Here is a 17479-nt window from a genome sequence, read left to right on the forward strand (position 1 = left end):
TAATCCAATCACTACCTATTCACCACTTTTGATTTTTGTTAACTCTTTCGTAATCCCCACTCCAACAAGCTCGAGTAGTTGTTTAAATTCTTCTGATGAATTTGCCATTGACTCATCGAAAGTTTTGATGTCATATTGAATTTTCAGTATCATTTTGTCCATTTCACTTTTAAGATTATAGAACTTCTCAGTTTGAATCTCATAGGTTTTATCCATATAATAGTTTCGCATAAATGAGGTGAAGAATAGCAATGTTAAACTGAGTAGAACAATATACGTTCCTACTTTTTCATAATCACTACCTACCACAACACTAACAAAATTATCAGGAAACAAGGGAATAACAACAAGTAATACGAAGGATACCATCAACAATAATAATGATATACGGGAAGAAACTTCCCTTACTGGCTTCATACTTTCTAAAGACGAAGTAAGCTTTTGAAAAATTGAATAATCAAATGTTAGGTTGTTCGTAATATCAGCGATATCTTTTGCTGGTTCTATTATTTTTTTGGCTTCTGATTTAGGGCTTCTAAAAGTAAAATCATTGGTGAGTAATCTAAAGAAAAGCCCTTCTCTAGTGTCTTTCATACGTTTCTTTTCAATTTGGGCCGACTCAATAGCTCCTCTAAAAATTTCATTAACAGAATCAAAGTATCCCTGAATTTCCTGCTGACCCTGATCCTTTCGCAATGTGTTCAACCTGCTTCTACCATCTTGAATTGTATTTATCAAATCGATGATCGAAAAAACAAAGGTGGCAATGGAGTAACCTAATATTACTTTAGCGTCGATTTCACTTAATAGTGAAATAATAAAAATAACCAAAAAAGCAAACGAGAAAAATAGGTACACGAAATTAGATTTATTCACACTTTTGCTCCTTATAATATGTATAACAATATAGCACTCAAGAATCATTACATGAGTGCCATATTGAGATCTGACTTTAATTTAATTCTAATTCCAACTGAGAATTCATTTGTACCATTAGGAACCGAAAAGCTTCTTTCGCATACGCATGGTAGAAATCTTCTTCCTCAAGTGGGCGTTGATTACAAAGTGTTCTCTCCTCATATACTTGGTGGATCTCAATCATAATTTTAGAAAGCATCTCGCGTGTACCGTCACGTTCAGTCTGGACTCCCGACTTTATACACTCATTATAAAACACGATTTGTCTTGATATTCTTTCATTCAACATTGGGATAGAGGTCTTACTATTCTCATCCTCTTCCGGATCATAAGGCCTTTGAATATCGGCGTAATTTTCTTCAATTGCTCGGATAATATAGCCGGCCATATTGCTCACTTCTATATTCCTTTTCTTTTCAAAAACGTACTTGATGTTCTCACGGATATGCTGTTCACCAAACTTTGATACAAGTTCTTTGGCCATTTTTTTCTTGATTTCAAACCGGGCAAGTAATTCGATTGTATCCTCTTGATCAATATATTCACCATCATTTAGAGCGTTGCGTTCTTGTTTATGATTGGGGAAGATGTGAAATACAATTCCAACTACCTTAGCTCCCTGCTTAACTTCATCAAAGGTGAATCTAATATCCGTTTTCGCTTCTAGTTCCTCCTGTGCTGACAATAAGATCCGATTCTTTAGGTGACTGTATCTTACATATTTCCCTTCATCGATCTCCAGCTTATCCCGTAGTTGTTCCATCGTAAACTTGCGCTTTTGCAGGGGAAGATACTGTTTAAGAAGCTTGTATAGTTTAGAAGAGTAAAAGCTCTTCAGATAAAGCACATTCCATAGCTTGAATTTTGTGAAATTCTGTTGAAGCTGCAATAGGTAAGGGCGCAGCATTTCGGAAAATTCAAGTTCAATCATACCTTTACCGTGATAGTAGCGCGCTGCAGCCAACCAATGGGCGGACAAGGTCGAATTCATACTCTTCTCTTCAATGACCACTTTCTTATCCTGCAGACTACTAACAATCTCACGAACTCGTTTATAGAAGTTCTTTTCTGTAATATCAAGCTTCTCAGCAATATCCTTTACTCGGAAAATGTGTGTCTTGAATGCTGTGTCTTCTGGATGGATTCGAGAAGCAAGTATATAGATCAGTCGCTCTTCATATAGTGTTAGATTTGTCCTGGCTTCAACAAGTGCATTGGATTCCGTCACAATGTAATGATCTGAAATGTTGTCGACTTCAAATTCAAACTCTAACTGCTTATCATCCATCATAGTTCATATCCTCACATTGGTTTGATAGTTAAATTGTAGGACAGTTTCGAGAGACTTTTCCACTCCTTTCCGTGTGGCCTCAACTTGTTAAATTCTGGAGATGGATAAACTGCTGTAAAGGCCACACGTACGGGAGTATTTTCACGCCCCTTTTAGATTGTGACCTAAGTAATCCGTATGATCCCATTTATTTATAAAGTTTAAATTACTTAAGAATAGTAAAGAATGAATCTATAAACTATTACTGCATATTCGTAAAAATGGTCCCATACAATATATCATTTAAGCAGTAATGAAAGGAAGGAATACCATGAATACTAATCGTTCTGATTCTTGGTCCACAGCTGATGATTTAATCTTAGCTGAAACAATCCTAGATCATATCCGTAATGGGAGCACACAGCTTAAGGCGTTTGAAGAAGTAGGAAAGAAACTAACCAGAACGGCTGGTGCATGTGGATTTAGATGGAATAACACGATTAGAAAGAAATATGTACAAGCTATTTTACAGGCTAAACAATTAAAACAGGTAAAAGTAAACCCTCCAAAAAAGCTATCCATCCAGCAGCTGGAGGACGAATTAAATATTGATTCGATCATTCGAACACTAGCTACATTGAAAGCAACACATGAAGCAAAGATGGTTAGAATTCATGAGTTGATTGAATTATTAAAACAAGTTAAAAGTAGCAGCGATCAACTATCTGCAGAAAACAATCGTTTGAGGCAACTTATTGATGGAATACCTCCTATGACTGATGAAGAGAAACAAGGTGCAATCTTAAATCTATTCAAGGAGGTAAATTTATTATTAAAACAGGAAGCCACACTAGAATTAAAAAGTGAGAACACTGGATAAGTGGATTAGACCTAACTCTCCCCTTGAATCCTAAACCGTTAAATAAGCCCCACTCTTAACTCACTTGCATCGTGTGGGATACTATTATTATTTAGACATGTATTTCTTTCGTCGTAATGAATCTATTCCTCTCAGGGAGTTCAGATCAGATTTTTTTTCTAAAAATTGAAAGGCCACACGAAAAGGAGTCTTTAAGCTAAAAATGATGTAGCTCGCTAATAATACTCCCTTGTGTGTGGCCCTTTTCCTTAAAGGCCACACACAAGGGAGTGATTATACTATCCAAAACTTCTCTAACAGGATTGGTAGATCATTATTCAAGGCATTAGGCTGTTAATTACGCCCCTCCTCTAACACGAATAACATCGTTTCATAGCAAACGACACTTGAATACTCCTTTAGTTGTGGCCTTCATGTGAAAGGCCACAACTAAAGGAGTATTTGTAATTGATATATCCCTGCTTCTACGTAAATGCAAGTAAAACTTATCTATGGTATAGATATTATCGCTGAGTATTATGGCCTATAGGTTGATATCACGGCCACATCAACGGGAGTCTTATGCTACCGTAAATTTTGATGAGAAAATGTCTCTTGATGTAGCTTTTCATTATAAAAGGCCACATCAAAAGGAGTTAAACCCTAAAAACTCCGTCATTTATTAAAATAGTCCCTTTAATGTGGTCTCTCATACTAAAAGGCCACAAGAAAGGGACTATGTTTGCTGGATGTCCACATATTTAATTCTGTCTGTTGTTTGCATAGTTCAATTCTACAGAAAACTACGGTACTTAAAGGGTTTATTAGAAAACTAATAACCAAACAGGCCACATTCAAGGGAGTAATTCGTTCCTAATTAGACTTATCACAAGGATTTGGGCCACATCAAAAGGAGTCTAAATCCCATTTATCCACACTTCATACTTAATTCGCAAAGACCTAAGTCCCTTTATTGTGGCATATACTCTCCTGTTCATGTGGCACTACACTCCTATCCATGTGGCCATCCCCCTCATCTCTCTGTGGCATCTTACTCCCGTTTATGTGGCTAAGTACTCCCTTTATTGTGGCCTTAAACTCTATCAGCCCTTTTCCTTACTAGCTTCTCGGAACTAGTAAACAGATTAAACAATTAAAAATAACTATAAAATACATTAAATATATATGTAAAACAGACTGTTCTCACATAATATATATTATTCTTATTTTGATTAACCTCTTTTATGTGGCCTTTGTTAATCATATGTCTATACTCTATACGATATGTGTTTTATCTGGTCATATAAAAAAAATAACAGAGGTTAAACACAGTATCGCTCCCTATAAATCTAAAAGAACAGCTTCTATTACAACAAAATAGATGAATACCAGTCCCGCCACTGAATACATATTCCTTTTATATTAAAAGGTCATTTTGAACTATACTGAGCTTAATCGAATAAAAGGCCACAAAAAAAGGAGTAAAAGAAAATTATGAATCACGATCCTCATCTTCTTTAACATGAAACGTTTTTGCTGCCCACTCTAAAAGTGAAATGCCATGACGATTTTCAAAGTCATCACTATTAAATATCTGAAGATCATTTAACTCGTCCGGTCTCCGCGCTTCTTCTTCAATCGGAGTGACTTCAACACCAAGATTATATTCATTGGGGACAGCATGAAGAAGTCTAACGTAGTCGCCAGATGCCACACATGATGCAGCTAGCGCAGTATTATCAGCATTATTTACACCAAGTGGCCCATAAATAGCACAATGGGTCATATCTTCACTTAATTTCTCACAAAGCCGGCATGTCGGAATAATCTTTTTCTTTTTCATCATACAAGTTAACCTCCCTATTCCTCTTATAATTATCATATAACGAAACACTCATATATCAAAAAATAAATTAATCATAATGATGTAAACACTTGTCTCCCGTGGTTCTCCAGCTTCTCAACTTTAAAAAAAATGTGAAGTTCTATGCTATCCTTCATACAGAAAAAACCCCTTGCTTTCGCAAGAGGCTCAGTCTTAAAAATTAAAGGCAACTTGTTCATCCGTTACGTTATACGATTTCTTACGTTTGGATTGGAGCTGCCCTTCACTGATTAACGTCAACTTTAGCTCATGATCCGGAGTCACAATTACAGGTTTTTTAGAAAGACTAAAGAGCCATTTTCTAAATTTCCGCTCCTCCATAAAAATAGCTTCAGGCTTCCATTCCATTTCAACACCAACAGAAGACTGTGTAAAAGGTAAACAGTTCACGCCAAATTCTACTTGTTCAACAATATGCTCAATACTGCTCTCCATTCGTTGTCGAAGATCTAGAGGCACTCGTTCGTGTATCCAGCTAAGAATAGCTTCATCAAGAGACTCTCCAACATAAACGTATTTATGATCAGCATTCAATACATCTCGTGCAGCTACATCAACCTGTTCTTCAGCAGAATCAAGAAACTGACTCGCATCGATGGACATTGTTCCCCAAATGGATTCTGCACTTTCTACACCGTCAATCTTATTTCCAATAAACCGTTTAGCCAATTCATTAGCCAAGCTGCCACCACCAGAACTTTCAGTCAGTGCCGACAACCCATCTTCACTAAATTGACCTTCCAAAGCAAGTGCAGCACTCATTTTGGTAGCCATCAAATTGATGGCAAGTTCCTGCATCGAATGTTTATAACCACAGTATACAGTTTCACATACATCCTTTTGCCCGATTCTCCAATGACGACGGCTGGATTGGCGGACAATTGTTAAACGGTGCCCAGTCTGATAAAAAAATAAAGAGGGGAATCCTAACATATCGAGCCCTGTACTTACAAGCATAGGATTTGTCAGTAAAACCTCTATCCCTTCCCGTTCCTTTTTAGCGATCCACTCCTCACGCAACACACCAGGTACGCTAGAATCAAGAATAGCAGCACGAATGCCCTGCTCCTCAAGTAGCATCAGTAATCGCTCTAGAGTCCCCATCTTGCCCGTATATGTCGCATAGACCCCAACCTTTCGACCAACCTTTAGGCGAGCTTTGACAAATTTTAATAACTCCTGCTCTTTCGGATAAATAAATCGATCACTCAACCTATACATGGGGGAAACAATCTCTTGACCGGTATCAGGATGGTAGACACCTGCAAAGTTAAAAGGGACATCCGGATAAGACAAGAGGGTATTGACCAGGCTGCCTAAAAGAACAGATTGTCCCCCACTTTGGAGCTCTTTTTCAACAGCTCTTTTCAACTGCTTAGAAACTGCAGTTAAATTACGCTCTAAGTATCCATAGGGAGCCAACATTCGTACTGGCTTAGTCCATTTTTTAGAACCCTCTGTTCTCGGCCGTCTACTGATCGTTGTTACGGTACTTGTAAATTTACGCTGACCATCCATACTGATAAACATCGGACCTTCATTCAGCTTTGGCAGTATTTCAAACATATCTGCCATCTGGATAAAGCAAGCAACATCACTTAAGATATCCGTAAACAACTGTGGAGCTGCAGCCGGTAATTCTTTCGTGCTGACTTTGACGGAAGACCCATTACTGGAGCTATTTAAGGCTTCATTCTTTGGAATCTTCGTCGTTTTTTCACGCACGCCATACAAATCAATCCATTTTCCTACATCTCCCCATGAGAACCCCATCGCTTTCAATCTTTGCGGAAACATCCGGAAGATCAGTTCGAATAGGTTGCTTGCATATCCGTTCATTAGGGTCCCTGTCATGGCTAATGAGTATTTAGCACAGCCCATTAAAACATGAAAAGCGTGTGCTTGTGCACTGCCTCCAGTAAGCTCATGGCATTCATCTCCAATGGCAATATCAAATTTATTTTTAAAATAACGGTGAAATAGTTCTGCTGGTGAAACTTTACGAGGGGCTACACCACTTGAGGGTAGCTTTTCACCGGATATGTTGGACTTATTTTTATTTTTCGCAGCCCACAATCGAGCCCCACAAACACGGTACTCATCTTGTTCCGGATCCGCACTTTTGTATAACCGAACCTGATTGGTACAAGTTAAGTTATTCTTTCTTCGAGCAGGCTTCCCATGTTTATTATAAAAATCTTGATATTCCAAGGGTACGATACTTTGTTCTTCTTCCTTCATGAGTTGTTGCCCACAATCCGGACAAATCCAACCTTCGAAAATGGTTTTTTCCGTTTTATATGGTTCACCTTCTCGGATCATTTTCTTTTTAATCGTTCGCTTAATCCAGCGTGCAACTGGTTCATACATGTAGCTTAACTTGCACGTATCACGAGCGATAATGAAAATTTCCATTTTTTCTGGAGGGGCAAGCATTTCTCCACTATTCTTAAGCTTAATCACATCCTGGTATCCGGAAAGAATACGAGTACGATATGCATTCCGTTCTAGCAGCAAACCAATTTCTCGCTCTGTTTTTTTTAGCAAATGATTCGGAACCATATATATCACTCGACCTTTGCCATTCAAAAGTGAAAACAACGCTGCAAAAAATGTAGCAATGGAGACAGATGTTTTACCTGTTCCCATTTCCCCGATTAAGAACAGACGTTTGTGTTTCGAAAATCCTTTAAGTAAAGCTGTGGTAACATGTGCCTGAGCATTAAATAGAGGACGTTTAATTTGTTTTAAAATTTCTAGTGGCCCATCTGTACCTGGATGATGTACAGGAACATACTCCTCATTTAGCCTTCGAATTAAATCTTCACCGAACGTTTGAAGATAATCTGTGATATTTTGTATGTCATCCAATCTAACTTCAGCCGAATGTTCCATGTTCTGCATTGCAGTATCCATATATTTATAGAGCCTCCTGAATATCTTCTTCTATTTGGATCTCGCCGTTACGTAAACCGAGAGAAACGTGCTCATCCAACACTTCATCATCTACTAAAAGCTCATACACAACTAATTCAGGATACAAACCATCAAAGTCATGAACTTTCAATACATTAAGCTGACTCTCTTCAAGCAATCTCCGCATCAAGTAGCCGGTCCATTCAGGTAAAAATGGAGTCTCATAATGTCGGTCAATAGCCCAGAACAATTTTTCTTCAAAATTCCCATCCCAAGCAAAAATAATGTAGCCATCATGCTGACGCTGTAAAACTTTTTCATTGACCACGACTCCGGAAACCAACGTTTCATTTTCCCTAGATGAGAGATGCTTATACTTCCCTTCTGGTCGCAGATAGAATGTGGACTTATCATAGTCTAGTTCACCAATACTTGGAGCATGCGAGAATCCAAAGGTCACATCACTCACCTTTCGAGCAGAGTGAAATTGAGCAAATACGGCTTGAACTCTGGAATCAATATCAATGACATTCGCATATATTAATTCTTCACGAATTTTACGTTGCTGCTCGTATACCTCCCGTGTGACCACCAAAGAAGAATGAACTTTGACCCAAATATCCTTATGTTTAAACTCCATAAATTTCATGTCTATAGTCCTCTCCCTATTAATTCTGAATTATCCGTACATTTCCGAATCGATCAACGGTCTTAAACGTGATCTGATAGACTTCTCGATCAATAATGATATCTTCTTGGGGGCTCTCCTCGGTAATCTGTACAATCTTCTTCTTCACTACTCCTTTGAGAACGTGCAGTAACTCTCCTCTTCCTACTCGGCCATTTAGCTTCCCTGAAGCCATTCTCATGACTCGATGCATTTCCTTATCCGGTAGCAAAGGTTGGAGTTTTTCCGATGGCTTGTGCGGTGTTGTCCATTCGACTGATTTTCTCATGAGTGTTGAGGAAGCAATAGTTGAACGAATCTGCTCAACATCCATACGGATCGATCGGAACAGTTTAGGCGTCACATTTCCTGGCTTCACACGGTATAGAGGATCTGACGAAAACGGTATGACTTCCAAATCGTTTTCCTCATCCAATAGAGATAGAATTCGTTGAACTTCATTACGATCGATCACTTTTTCTGCCCGCTTGCGTCCAATGGCATACACCTGCTTAAACGTTTCGTCATGTGAACGATACACCCGGATATCCTCTAAATTCGCCACCATCATAGTCACAATGTCTTTTGTCATCCGATATCTTGGAATGTTGTACACTAGAATACCGTCCACACATACATAGGGTAACAAGTGCCGCAAAAACCGCTTTTCTTTTCGCTCTATTTTTGTTTTCTCCGTCTCGCTATCGGCATCATAAGGGGGATTGAGGTACATGAACCTGAAAAACCCTCGGGAAATCCGACACTCCTCATACCCCCCAAACAAAGCAAAATCTGCACGTGCCCGAAGTTCGATGTACTTCGTTTCGTTGGGTTCAATACCAAAGGAGACGGCAGAACTTTCGTTGCAAAGGACTTCTAAAGCTCTACCGCTGCCAGCACAGAAGTCTGCCACCGAGAATGGGTCTTTCGGAAATTGGATTAAGCTGCGTATACATTCCATATCCTGATCCGTGGTTTCATAGTTACCCATTCTAATTTTGTTGTTAGTTATTCGATTAAACATCCCTCGTAATTCGTTACTCATTGATGAATCCTCCTAAAATAGAACAGGAGCTGACTTAAAATAAGCCAGCTCCTGTGTTTGATTTTTTTAACGTACGGGGTTAATAACGATTGTAACCGAAGGATCCGCCTCAAAACTTAAGAATCCTGGAGAACCACTGCTTCTAACTCGAAGCAAAACCCTGTTGATATTTTTATCTCCCATTTTGGAAGCCTCTTTTAAATACTTTCCGTTGAATTTCATGATCGGACATTCTCCGTCAATGATTGCATCCTCGAAATATTCCGAAACTTCACTGGTCTCCGATTGGGAATGTAACACTAAGGATCCAGTTGCTTCTTCAATCTCTAATGATATACGATTATTTTTTGCATCCAGTGACAATGCACGATTTAACGAATCTTCCAGTTCATGTCGGGAAAATGTAATTAGGGTTCCCTTTTCAGCATTTGACATGATTGACTCGAGCGCATCTAATGGGAAGTTCGCATCCATAAGTCGTCCAAAGTAAATCGTCGAAGATTCTCGTATGACCAGGTAATGTTCCGTAAGACAAATATCCACCCGTTCACATTTGAATGAATCCACAATTTGCTTAAAACTTCTTGCAGAGATCAAAGATGTTTGAATTTGTTCCTCGGTCACTTCAACATTGGAGACATACTTGTATACTCTATGTCGATCTGTTGCAACAAAACCTAGCATTCCATCGAAATTTGATATGCAAATTCCAGTCAATGCCGGTGTCGCTTCATCAATAAGAGCCATCTCTTTTCCAAGCGCACCTTTCTTCAAAACATCTGTAGGTACTTGGATGAACTCATCAACTACCGGTTGAGGTAGCGTTGGATATTCTTCGGCCGAGAGGATAGTTAAGGTAGCTTTTCCGCGTCTGCCGTAATTTACGAATAGAGTCCAGTTCTCTTTGACAAAAGTTAACTTCCCATTAGGCAGCCGTTTGACGAGCTCGATTCCTTCTTTGGCTGGAAAAAGAAAGCTACCTTTTTGTTCTCCCATGTTATGAATTTTTACCATTTGCAGTAAAGATTGCTCGGTATCCACTGCTGTAATAAACAGTGTATCTCCATCGAGGTTAAATTTAATGTTCTTTAATATCGGAATGGTCGCCACTTTAGGAACGATTTTTTCACAAATGCTAAGAATATTAAGAATATCCTCATGTTCAATCTCAAATGCTATCGTAGGTTGTACTTCTCCATCTACTTGTTCCTGGTGTCTTATGTCCAATAATTGTTCCACTTTTTCTCATCCTCCTGAATTGGAGCAAACAAAAAAAGCCATGGAAAACAAAAAAGACATACCGGTGGTATGTTTCTTCATTCTCCATGGCTAAATGCTTGCCAGATATTTAAAATTTGCACTCCTTTACTGCTTACAAAAGTAACAGTAAAAATTAAAATGGTTCGTAATGACGTAATTATAACGTTCGCACAATGACTTTTCAACAAAAAAGACCTCAATATTTTGAGATCCTTTTGAACAAAATTACGAAGCTATCGTTTTTACGTAATCAATAAGTTGTAAATGCGCTTTTTTTGCAATATTCATCTGTGTAAACCAGATAAGATGATGGTTCATCCGTGTCTCTAAATTACATTGAACCTGAAACGTGTGTGGTACTTCAGCAATTTGAACAATCTGCTCCATTAGTTTTTCACGTATAGGAGCAATTGGTTCACAATCCATAGAATAAAGGGCAGTTAAAGCTTCATTCGCCCATTTTGTCTTTTCTACCCAACACATGGCGTGTCCTAATCCTCCCCCAGTTCCTGTGTTGATGCGAATACGCCCTAATTTATTGTTTAATACATCAATAATATTCATCTCAAATATACCCCCAACTATTTCAATCAAAAACTAATGTTTATATATTAACTTTATTTCTTCACGACTGATGTACTCCGGAATCAGCAATAACATTGCTGTATTTCAAAAATCAGCCACCTCTTGAGTCAACAATCATTCAAGTATCAGCATTCCACCACTTGCAATATTCCTTGTTAGTAGGCAGGCACATATACACAAACATAGCCAATACTACGTTTTGTAAAGGCAATTCCTATGCTATAAAGTCTGCACGTGATTATTCATTCTTTATGCCTCCCAGGGTCGTGCTACTTAGCATGACATCCTTACATACATCACCGATGTGTTCGATAGATCTCCCTAAGCCTATAGCAACAATTCTTTGTATCCACTCTGAAGCATTTTTATTTTCCCAATTCATTTCCAAGCCATCATCTAAGCTATCGAGCGAATCCATGACCTTCTCATCACTGAGTTGTCCATTCCAAATCGTCAGGATCTCTTCCGCGTTAAAAACATTAATCTTTATAATTTCGATAAAACCAGAGATTGTAGAAGTTGTATCTTTCAACTTCTTTTCGATTTCTTCTCGAGCCATTTGTTTAATGACTTCCCACTCAGCGTTAGCATAAGTTGATAACTGCCCACTCATCATATGTAATACGTATATTTGACCTGTGAATTTGGTCATAAACCTCATTCCTCTCGTAGTGCCCCAATTCCGCGGGAGCACCAATAATGTGGCCCCGCGGTGGGTGAGGAGTCCTAATTTATATCGTCAATTTCAGAACGGCAGATCATCATCGGCGATATCAATAGGTTTTCCATTGTACGAAAACGGATCTTGAGAATTCGCTTGATTACCTTCCTGCCGGCCAGAATGACTATAACCTCCTTGAGTTGATCCATTGGAACTGTTATTCCGATTCTGGGACTCGAGGAAACGGACATTGTCGGCAACTACCTCCGTGACGTACACACGTTTCCCTTCATTGTTTTCATAGTTTCTCACTTGAATACGTCCTTCTACTGCAGCCAACCGACCTTTGCGTAAATAGTTCGCACAAGTTTCAGCAAGCTGTCTCCAGGTAATAATGGGAATAAAGTCAGCCTCTCGTTCCCCTCCTTGAGAAGTAAATGGTCTTTCAACAGCCAAAACAAAATTTGTTACGGCTACACCCGCGGGAGTATAACGTAGCTCCGGATCGCGAGTTAGGCGGCCAATTAGAATAACACGATTCAACATTGTAAAAACCCCTTTATAGTTATTTTAATTTCCCAATCTCACCAAAAATTACTCCACCAATAAGGAAACTTGGGGAATGTAACCCTGATCGAGGAGGTCGTCAATTCCTTTACCAAGTGAGATATCCCACATGGCCAGACTCAGTTTCATATCTGTGTTGGCAGCAAAGAACTCTGCACAAAGCTCCAAGGCACGCTGAACTTCTGGTGTTTTCACGCTGTCTGCATCAAATGCAATGACTACATGCTTACATCCTAGCTCTTTCAGTGGTTCCAGTATGAGCGGGTAAGAACCAACGCCAGGAAGGCCAAATACTGGCTTTAGAAGACCATCTGCGGCTTTATCTGCCTTCAAAGCACCTTCAGTCACCCAAACTTCGCTGCAGTCGATTAACGATGCAGCATCATTGTCAGAGTTCCAATAACGCAAACAAGGCGAAGGTAAAGCTAAGTGATACGGAATAGGCCCTCCTATAGAAGCACCATTGGTTTTTGATCCACTACTCCACCACCAGTAACGTTGTGATTGCTTCAACTCAACACTGAATATGAACTGTTCATCCTTCATGCAGACTTTTTTGTCCTTTACAGTTAACTGGACTTCCAGCTCCTTGCCTCCCACGGTTAACGCACAAAGCGCGCGCCGGTTACCTAAATGGTCTTTTTCAATTTCCTGTCTAATCGTACCTTTTACGGCTCCCTTCAAATCCAATTCCAGGGGAGGGGAATCTACTCTGATTTGCCAACCAGTAATTTCATTTTGGATAGAACGAAATGGCACCATTAGTCCACTGTATCCGGACATTGTCCAATACGGACCATATTTACCCTCCTGAACAAAGAATCCTGGAACTCCAAGCAGATCTGAATCTGAACTAAGCCGTTTGCCCACTTCTTTTGCAATCGTCCAACGCTCACTTTCTGGCATGGTTCGATACTCTCGAACACGGATTGTATCATCTGACATGTTCCGTGCTTCTCTCAAATGAATTTCATGAGCTACAGAAATGCACAGTTCTTTGGTCAATGCTCGGTACACACGATCCAAATGCGCATTCGGTTTTTTATCAACTGCATCGACTTGCTCAATTTCAATTTTTTCATGATTTGGAATGGCACCTGGTACCAATTCGTGACGGTATTGCCTTCCCATATTGGAGTCATAGTATTGGTCCGATGGAACCCTCATGCAGTGCACAATTGTTTGTTTCTGGTTGATTGCACACCATCCTTTGTGTCCACAAATCGGGCACATAGTCATAATTTCATACCATCCATCCATGTTTCTAAGTCTACGAAGTCTCATAATATACCTCCAAATATTTGTTATGTATCTCCTAAATAAGAAGTGAAAAAAGCAAAAAAGACACACTCTATAAGTAGAATGTGTCTCCTTGGCATATTCGATGATAAAAGTACAGTCCTGTAGTGGGACCTTGTTATCATCCGAATACTATATTTGAAAAAATGCATTCAAGCATAACTCCGTCTTCGCGAACTATAAAAGTGCGAAGAAAATTAAACGTTTTTCATATTAACTATAGTATAGCATTGGGTTGAAACAGGGTAAAGAAGAAACCCTCTTGTTTCAAAAGCACATTAATTCTCCAGCCTTGTGAATATATAAGCTTCTATTCCTTCTTCAATACAACACTCTTTATACCTCTGGTATACTTCAGGTTTTTCCGCAAATACCTGCTCGATCTCCTGCATAAATGTACCCGTAGATCTGGCCTCTTTAAAAGCTGGAGTTAAAGTTCTAGCTACTTTAACATTCATTTCTGCATACCTTAGAATATTTGGAAATACATACTCATCTTTATACCAATAATTTTGCATTTGTATATATGAGTGAGTAGGCCAGTCAGAAATGTAATCATAATAATAATCAAAATAACCATATTTTTTTAATACGGAGCCAAGAGCCTCAGAAATAACCCCTATAAAGTTAATGTTTAGAAGCCTTCTTTTAGCTAATTGCTCCCAAACGTGATTCCGATTAACCTCTTCAATTTTATTAGACTCAAGTAGATAAACTAAAATCTCATCAAATGCTTTCGGAAATCTGCTTAGGGTCTCTATTCTCTTTAACCACATTTCCCTAAGGTTCTTATGTGTCTTGTCTAAAATAGAAAGGATATTAGGGTCATTTACAATAAACGTTATAAACTCCGTAGTATCACATTCTTCCAAGTAAGAGATGAAACCCTCGCGAATTCGTACATCAGGTGATGTGTATATTTCCTTCCAAAACTTAAGTACAAAATCCCTATAATACATTTCATCTTTTAATACATTATATATTTCAGAAAATATTGTCTTAATATCACCGTGTTCAACAACTGTAGGCAGTTCGGATAGTAGAGAAGTAAAGTTATCTTTTGCCTTTCCGTTATAAGGATCAAAGTGGAACTGTATATTTTGAATAAATCCTTTGACACCTCCATTTACATAGAACTTTCCAATATTCTCTTGTATGAAGTGCCAAAAAAGTTCAACATGAGCAGCAACGATTTCCTCTTTTCCATGTACTGAGTTGTTCCTTAAATCCAGCCAGTATGCAAATTTTTTCCTTTGGGGAACCGTCAAGGCCAATACTTTGCTGATATTATCATAAGCTAAACGATTTAATCTTTTGATAATATCTGGTTTCTTATCTCCAGCAAGATTTATAACTTGGGTATCCCAAGTTTCAGGCTTTATTAGATTTTCTCGAATTTCATCCCACTGTTCTGTGTCCAAACCAGGTGGTTTTATTGATGCATTTAAGACTCTGTCTTTAATTATGGTTTGAAAGCCTAACATGGATAACATTAGCGCTCCCCTATAGGCACCTACGTTAAAACACATGATTGACTCATCAAAGAAATTTCTTGCCTGACCTCGGATATTCATCTCATCTAGCCAACGTTCGAATCTCATGATATTCATCCTTCATCCTTTACTGAATTTGTCGGTTGCAAAAACTTTATCTAGTGTATCTCCTTATGTATACTATCGAAGCTCAAATTATTTAGAGAAATAGAAATCTTAGGAGTATACATATATATAACGGCAAATTTAGTTTTTTTTGAATAGTGGTTTTAAATGAGTAGGCCGACTCTTACTGAATGGATATTCGTTGCTTTCTCTGGATTGTAAGAAGATTCCCACTAAAGTCGCGGTTTGCTCCATAAGACCAGAGGAAATTGAGGTGCAACCTAAATACCTTTACCCTTATATATTAATATGTTATAGTCGAGATGCGCATGAGTATCTAACTGATTTTGGATGCGTATGTCTTTTAATGCACCCATTTTGCTGTTAGTATTATTGTTAGCTAATATATTGGTATATTACATATTTAACTACTTTAACTACAAAAAAAGCCCCTACGTGAACAATTGATGTATTCGGCCGCCAAGCGTACTACATCAGTTGCTGGAAGTAAGGGACTTCTCTTTCTGCAAACATATTGTGTTTATTCTAGCACAGGGTTTTTAAAAAGTGAAGTCTCTACTTATTTCAATCGTGCCAACGGGAGAATACAAGGAGAGTATCGATGTTTGACAAAAACCTAAAGGGATCACACCACAAATTACTGTATTACCGTTATCGTCCCACCGGTGAAGAAGAAACGAAGACGAGAGTCGTAAATAATGAGCAGCAGCACTATAAGAAAAAAGAATTGGAGAAAATCTACATTCCTGAAGAGGAGATTAGACGCTTCTCCCTAGATAAACATGGACAACCTATTCCTCATGTAGATGGTCATATGACCATCATAAGCAATTACATATGGGATTATTGGGGACATTTCTTTAGCGCGGAGGGCGTAGCTTTATACGGGCATCTCAAACGATATTGCTATGGAGATAAGGATTACTGCTTCCCGGATCTCAAACTAATTTCCCAAAAGATGAATAAAAGTAGAAACACGGTGAAGAGGATACTGGGTGATTTAGAACGATATGGTTTTGTGGTGGTATTTAACTGCCAGAATGCAGACAAAAACAACCTGGAAGAAAGCCCACTGTTCAAAGTTAGAAAAAAGGTACCTTTCTTGCCGGAGGATCTTTACAAACAGCTACCCACCGAGCTGCGTGTGGACCATGATAAATATATGCAGAACATCGTGGAAAATTTGGACCAGGTTATTCATCTGGATCCGTCCCTGGATTATTCGGAAATATATGATAAAGTGATTCAACGCGGTAAAGTTGTCCGTAAAGCTAAAGATGCTCAGACCATTGAAAAGGAAACCCAGTCTAAGGTTAAAGTGCTAAATACAGAAAAGACGGAGTCGGATCAACTTCTTTGGAGCAATGTATTAGCATTCCTCAAATCCAAGATGAGTAAACCTTCGTTCGACACATGGTTGAAAAACTCTTTCTGTATTAAACGAAAACGGATTATTACGGTATACTCCCCCACTTCATTTACAGCAGAGTGGATGAGCAATCGGTTGAGTGATACCATTAAAGCTGCATTATTAGAATTTAATAAGGAATTTGACGAGATACGTTTTGATTTCATACATCAGTAAAACTAGGACACCTGAATTTATATTCAGGTGTCTTTTTTTGTTGAAGATAGAACGTACAAAGTATATAAAGGCTTCTCAAAATTTGAGAGTCAGACTGTTAGTATTTGATTAGCAGCCTCTCAAATCTTAAAACATAGACTCTCGAAATTTGAGAGGCGACGATTATCAAATTCTGAGAGACGGAAATATAAATGATTTGTCGTCTCTCAAAATTTGACTAGCAGTATATCATTTTTTGAGAATTGTGTACGCTTCTCAAATTTTGATTGATCTTCTTTCAAAATTTGAGAGGAAGTCTCTCAGAATTCGAGAAAACCCCTCTCAAATCTTGATGCATCTTCTC

14 protein-coding genes are annotated in these 17479 nt (G+C 38.5%); 2 read left to right on the plus strand and 12 right to left on the minus strand.

Annotated elements, in window-relative coordinates; genetic code table 11:
* Positions 1-15: 15 nt before the first annotated feature.
* Positions 16-876 (minus strand): hypothetical protein, encoded by an 861-nt coding sequence (locus tag QP794_RS23885; protein WP_285079233.1) that lies wholly within the window; start codon positions 874-876, stop codon positions 16-18.
* 76 nt (positions 877-952) lie between these two features.
* Positions 953-2209: a replication initiation protein gene (locus tag QP794_RS23890; protein WP_285079234.1), complete on the minus strand. Its 1257-nt coding sequence runs from the start codon at positions 2207-2209 to the stop codon at positions 953-955.
* 310 nt (positions 2210-2519) lie between these two features.
* On the opposite strand from QP794_RS23890, the gene QP794_RS23895 reads away from it, so the two are divergent.
* Positions 2520-3068 carry an RsfA family transcriptional regulator gene (locus QP794_RS23895; protein WP_285079235.1) on the plus strand — a complete coding sequence of 183 codons (549 nt, stop codon included), beginning with the start codon at positions 2520-2522 and terminating at the stop codon, positions 3066-3068.
* Positions 3069-4539: 1471 nt separating this feature from the next.
* On the opposite strand, the gene QP794_RS23900 is transcribed toward QP794_RS23895, so the two are convergent.
* The 10 genes from QP794_RS23900 to QP794_RS23945 all read right to left on the minus strand — a co-directional run bounded on the left by QP794_RS23900 (position 4540) and on the right by QP794_RS23945 (position 15506).
* The gene (locus QP794_RS23900) at positions 4540-4893 is read right to left on the minus strand and encodes a hypothetical protein (protein ID WP_285079236.1); all 354 of its coding nucleotides are present in this window, start codon (positions 4891-4893) and stop codon (positions 4540-4542) included.
* A 192-nt stretch (positions 4894-5085) separates the two neighbouring features.
* Positions 5086-7848, minus strand: coding sequence for a DEAD/DEAH box helicase family protein (locus tag QP794_RS23905; RefSeq protein WP_285079237.1), 2763 nt, complete (start codon positions 7846-7848; stop codon positions 5086-5088).
* Between the two features lie 4 nt (positions 7849-7852).
* Positions 7853-8497, minus strand: coding sequence for a hypothetical protein (locus QP794_RS23910; protein WP_285079238.1), 645 nt, complete (start codon positions 8495-8497; stop codon positions 7853-7855).
* A 19-nt stretch (positions 8498-8516) separates the two neighbouring features.
* Positions 8517-9560: a DUF6094 domain-containing protein gene (locus QP794_RS23915; protein WP_285079239.1), complete on the minus strand. Its 1044-nt coding sequence runs from the start codon at positions 9558-9560 to the stop codon at positions 8517-8519.
* Positions 9561-9626: 66 nt separating this feature from the next.
* Positions 9627-10799 carry a DNA polymerase III subunit beta gene (dnaN, locus tag QP794_RS23920; RefSeq protein ID WP_285079240.1) on the minus strand — a complete coding sequence of 391 codons (1173 nt, stop codon included), beginning with the start codon at positions 10797-10799 and terminating at the stop codon, positions 9627-9629.
* Between the two features lie 246 nt (positions 10800-11045).
* Entirely contained in the window at positions 11046-11384 is a 339-nt protein-coding gene (locus tag QP794_RS23925; protein ID WP_285079241.1) for a hypothetical protein, read from the minus strand.
* Between the two features lie 259 nt (positions 11385-11643).
* Positions 11644-12057 (minus strand): hypothetical protein, encoded by a 414-nt coding sequence (locus QP794_RS23930; RefSeq protein WP_285079242.1) that lies wholly within the window; start codon positions 12055-12057, stop codon positions 11644-11646.
* A 93-nt stretch (positions 12058-12150) separates the two neighbouring features.
* On the minus strand, positions 12151-12612 hold the full coding sequence (gene ssb, locus QP794_RS23935) for a single-stranded DNA-binding protein (RefSeq protein WP_285079243.1): 462 nt from the start codon (positions 12610-12612) through the stop codon (positions 12151-12153).
* Positions 12613-12660: 48 nt separating this feature from the next.
* Positions 12661-13764 (minus strand): toprim domain-containing protein, encoded by a 1104-nt coding sequence (locus tag QP794_RS23940; RefSeq protein WP_285079244.1) that lies wholly within the window; start codon positions 13762-13764, stop codon positions 12661-12663.
* A gap of 446 nt (positions 13765-14210) precedes the next feature.
* Entirely contained in the window at positions 14211-15506 is a 1296-nt protein-coding gene (locus QP794_RS23945) for a hypothetical protein (RefSeq protein ID WP_285079245.1), read from the minus strand.
* Positions 15507-16152: 646 nt separating this feature from the next.
* On the opposite strand from QP794_RS23945, the gene QP794_RS23950 reads away from it, so the two are divergent.
* On the plus strand, positions 16153-17136 hold the full coding sequence (locus QP794_RS23950; RefSeq protein ID WP_285079246.1) for a helix-turn-helix domain-containing protein: 984 nt from the start codon (positions 16153-16155) through the stop codon (positions 17134-17136).
* Positions 17137-17479: the final 343 nt, after the last annotated feature.

Source organism: Paenibacillus sp. UMB7766-LJ446, from assembly GCF_030226665.1.
GTDB lineage: Bacteria > Bacillota > Bacilli > Paenibacillales > Paenibacillaceae > Paenibacillus > Paenibacillus vandeheii.